The organism is Mesorhizobium sp. M7A.F.Ca.CA.004.04.2.1 (assembly GCF_004022825.1).
In the GTDB taxonomy this organism is placed as follows: domain Bacteria; phylum Pseudomonadota; class Alphaproteobacteria; order Rhizobiales; family Rhizobiaceae; genus Mesorhizobium.
This window is the reverse complement of the sequence record NZ_RZPH01000619.1, coordinates 1-3,685: the sequence shown is the minus strand read 5'-3', so window position 1 is coordinate 3,685 and position 3,685 is coordinate 1. Positions and strand designations below refer to the sequence as shown.

Below are 3,685 nucleotides of genomic sequence, written 5' to 3'. Positions count from 1 at the left end.
GCCGGAGATCGGCGCATCGCATGTCTACCGGTTCGATGAAGCAACCGGCGAGGTGAGTGCGGTCATCGCCGATCTGGTGCAGCCGAACGGGCTGGCTTTTTCGCCCGACGAGAGCATCCTCTACGTGTCGGATACCGGCGCAAGCCATGTTCAGGGCCTGCCGCGTGCGATCAAGACCTATGACGTCGCTGCGGACGGACGCTCGCTGCGGTCGCGCGGCACGCTGGCCGAATGCGAGGCAGGGTTCTTCGACGGGTTCCGCGTCGATCGCAATGGCAATATCTGGGCCTCGAGCGCCGACGCGGTTCGCGTCTACGCGCCGGACGGGACGCTTATCGGGCGCATCCCGGTTCCCGAAATCGTCTCCAATCTGTGCTTCGGCGGTCCGAAGCGCAACCGCCTCTACATCACCGCCCAGACGTCGCTCTATTCCATCTATGTCAACGCGCATCCAGCCGGCCTGAGCCCGGTGGCTGGGCAGATCAGCCAGTGACCTGGCGCCGAAATCGAGTTCCGGAAAGACCAGATAACTTTTTTGAAACCAGGGGAGGTACCAACATGCAACGCAGAACACTTCTGAAATCATCCGTCGCCTTGATGGCCACGACCGTCGCTGCTCCAGTCCTGTTCGCCGGCCACGCACGCGCAGACGCGATGGCCGACGCCATGGCGGTGGTCGAAAAATATGCGCAGAAAGTAACCGCCTGGGACGGCCCGACCACCGGTCCGAAGGCGCAGCCGGGCAAGACGATCGTCGTGCTCGCGGGTGACCTCAAGAACGGCGGCATTCTGGGCGTCACCACCGGCGTAGAGGAGGCAGCCAAGGCGATCGGCTGGGAGGTCAAGGTGATCGACGGCGCCGGCTCGATCGGTGGCCGCACCGCCGCCTTCGGCCAGGCGATGGCGTTGAAGCCGAATGGCATCGTCATTAACGGTTTCGACGCTGTCGAGCAGGCGCCGGCGCTGGAACAGGCTAAGGCCGCCGGCATCCCGCTGGTTTCCTGGCATGCCGGACCGGTGATCGGACCTGACGAAAAGAGCGGCGTCTTCGCCAATGTCTCGACCGACGCCATGCAGGTCTCCACGGCTGCGGCCGACTGGGCCTACACCGATGCCAAGGGCAAACCCGGCGTCGTGATCTTCACCGATTCGACCTACGCCATCGCCATCGCCAAGGCCGACATGATGAAGGCCGAAATCGAGCGGCTGGGCGGCAAGGTGCTCGAATATGTCGACACGCCGATCGCCGAGACCTCGCAGCGCATGCCGCAGCTGACCACGTCGCTGCTGCAGAAATACGGCGATGCCTGGACGCACTCGCTGGCGATCAACGACCTCTATTTCGACTTCATGGGACCTTCTCTGGCCGCCGCCGGCAAGGCCGGCACGGACGCGCCGATCAATGTCGCCGCCGGCGACGGTTCGGAATCGGCCTATCAGCGCATCCGCGCCGGCCAGTTCCAGAAGGTGACGGTCGCCGAACCGCTCAACCTGCAGGGCTGGCAACTGGTCGACGAACTGAACCGCGCCATCGCCGGTGAAAAATGGTCGGGCTATCTGTCGCCGCTGCATGTGGTGACGGCCGACAATGTCGAGTTCGACGGTGGCCCGAAGAATGCCTTCGACCCCGAAAATGGCTACCGCGACCAGTACAAGAAAATCTGGGGCAAATAAGCACGCACCAAGGCGGGCGTATCACCCGATGCGCCCGCAAGCCGACAGACGTCACAAGCACACAATCAGGAAAGCCTCGCCATGATCATTCGCTACGCCCTCTTCGAAGGTGAAATCCATCCCGGACAAGAGAGCGAGTTCCGGCGCTTCGTCAGGGACCGGCTGGTGCCGCTCTGGACTCAGTTTCCCGGCGCTGAGGAAGTGCGCGTTCTCGACGGTACGGCGCGCGACGAAGGCGCGCCCACCTACGCGATGGCGCTGGCCATTCGCTATCGGGACATGGACACCTGCAACCGGGCGCTTCAATCCGACGTAAGATTTAAAAGCCGGGAGGTCACCGGTGAACTGCTGAAGATGTTCACCGGCCGCGTGCATCACCATGTTTTCGAGGCAAATGAGTACGCACCGGTCTGATTGAGATCTTGATCGGAAACGCTCCCATTGCTGCGATCAGCGAATGCCGGTATCGGGGGTTGCGTATCCAAGATTTAAACCTGCGGACCAGACGTCGCCCATTGGCCGCGGAACCATACGGTACGATGCGGAAGATCTCTGATTTTCTGCCCAAGGAAAATTCAATAAAATCAACGTTCTCGCTACATCCTCCGGACCCACCATGACCATTGATTTCGAAGCGAAAATGCACACAACCTGAGCGGTGACGGTACTTTTCGAGACGGCATACGCGCCCCGCCAGACGCCGTTGTGCTGCAAAAATCATCCGATTGTTCTCGATAGTTGGTGAAACCTCAAAATATTTTTTGTTGCGATTTTCTCTTTAAAATCAATAGCGTAATTTTCTGACGGTTCTAGTGTCGTTCTTTTCCGCGTTTCAGGAAATATTTGAAAGTGATTTCAATGGGTTATATGGTCTTTAAATAATCGAGTGGGAGTAGGGGGACCGGCGGCAATGGCAAAGGTTCGGCACGTAGCGTCTCCGCTAGTGTGCCTACGCCAATGACCCCTTACCGGCCTCGATCGCCTTTCCAAAACAATCTGACGGCACTGAAACGTGGCTGTGCGTGGATGTAAAGCGTCCTCTCAGCTGTGTAGAGCCTTGGCGTACAATGGCGTGCAAATAGGCGGGTTTGGGCAGATTGCCGGCTCTGAACTCGCTGGCCAGTCCAAACGTTGCGTCGGTGTAAGCAGGCGCTATGGACAGCGCTTGCAAAAATGCGCTCCGCGCAGCCGGCGGGTCATTGATACCCAGTTCGATGAAACCCAGCGGAACAAGCGCGTCGGTATTTGCCGGCTGAAGAGCAAGGACACGCTTCAGCAACCCGGCGGCTTCTTCGAAATGCTGTTCCTGCCGGGCTTGACGCCTAGCGCATAAAGACTATCGGCCGTTTGTCCATGTGCCGCAGTCGCGCAGCGGAGATACACAACCGTGTATCCGGCAAGTGCGACAAGCCGCTTCTGGTGCATCAGACCTTCCCGCCGCGGTTATGATGGCTTGGTGCGACATTCGTGCCTTGCCCCTTCTCCAGGTTTCTTGCCTGCCGTGGCGGAAACCGTGTGCTGAAATTTCAAGGAAAGAACAAGAAATACTTCACTTTTGAAATATTGTTTTCTAAACTATCAGATTTAAATATGCTTAAAAAAATAATATCCCATATACATGTTAGATGGTTGATAGTTATACTTGTTTTGACGGAAACGTATCCGTAGATAATAATATGTTTACCGATGTATACGCCTATGGTCCGTATTGTCACAAATTTTACATAAATATAGACTCGTCGCGGTTTCGTGATCGCCTTGCGCCCAAGAATTTTCGGATGTACGTTAGCTTGCGGTCAATTAGCCATAGATGATGTTTGAGGGGGCAAAATGAACATTTTGTCGAGGCCAGCTTTTTTTGAAGCATTTCAGAAGAGATTAGCCAGCAAAGAACAGACACCCGTCCCTGGCGTATTTGGCCGTTGGCTGGCAAGTTCGCTGTTGCGGCGCTCGCCGGGGCGAGCCCGACGGCCCAGCAAGACATCAGATTTGCCGAACCTGGCACTTGAAG

The 3,685-nt window shown here is 57.4% G+C and carries 5 protein-coding genes; 4 read left to right on the top strand and 1 reads right to left on the bottom strand.

Annotated features, from left to right (window positions below; genetic code table 11):
• From EN893_RS23870 to EN893_RS23860, 3 genes are all read left to right on the top strand, one after another.
• Positions 1-493 (top strand): SMP-30/gluconolactonase/LRE family protein (locus EN893_RS23870; RefSeq protein WP_164901057.1); only part of this gene is annotated, 493 nt, incomplete at its 5' end.
• Between the two features lie 65 nt (positions 494-558).
• Positions 559-1,674, top strand: a complete 1,116-nt coding sequence (locus tag EN893_RS23865; RefSeq protein ID WP_127268982.1) for a substrate-binding domain-containing protein — start codon at positions 559-561, stop codon at positions 1,672-1,674.
• An 81-nt stretch (positions 1,675-1,755) separates the two neighbouring features.
• Positions 1,756-2,088, top strand: a complete 333-nt coding sequence (locus EN893_RS23860) for a hypothetical protein (RefSeq protein WP_127268983.1) — start codon at positions 1,756-1,758, stop codon at positions 2,086-2,088.
• Between the two features lie 535 nt (positions 2,089-2,623).
• Here the strand turns inward: EN893_RS23860 and EN893_RS38220 are convergent.
• Entirely contained in the window at positions 2,624-2,953 is a 330-nt protein-coding gene (locus EN893_RS38220) for a hypothetical protein (RefSeq protein ID WP_127268984.1), read from the bottom strand.
• A gap of 551 nt (positions 2,954-3,504) precedes the next feature.
• On the opposite strand from EN893_RS38220, the gene EN893_RS38735 reads away from it, so the two are divergent.
• A partial coding sequence (locus EN893_RS38735; protein ID WP_206640161.1) for a hypothetical protein occupies positions 3,505-3,685 on the top strand: 181 nt, incomplete at its 3' end.

What these genes read in the sequence shown, in the direction of transcription:
- EN893_RS23865 (WP_127268982.1), top strand. Translation starts at nt 559, where the DNA reads ATGCAACGCAGAACACTTCTGAAATCATCCGTCGCCTTGATGGCCACG.
- EN893_RS23860 (WP_127268983.1), top strand. Translation starts at nt 1,756, where the DNA reads ATGATCATTCGCTACGCCCTCTTCGAAGGTGAAATCCATCCCGGACAA.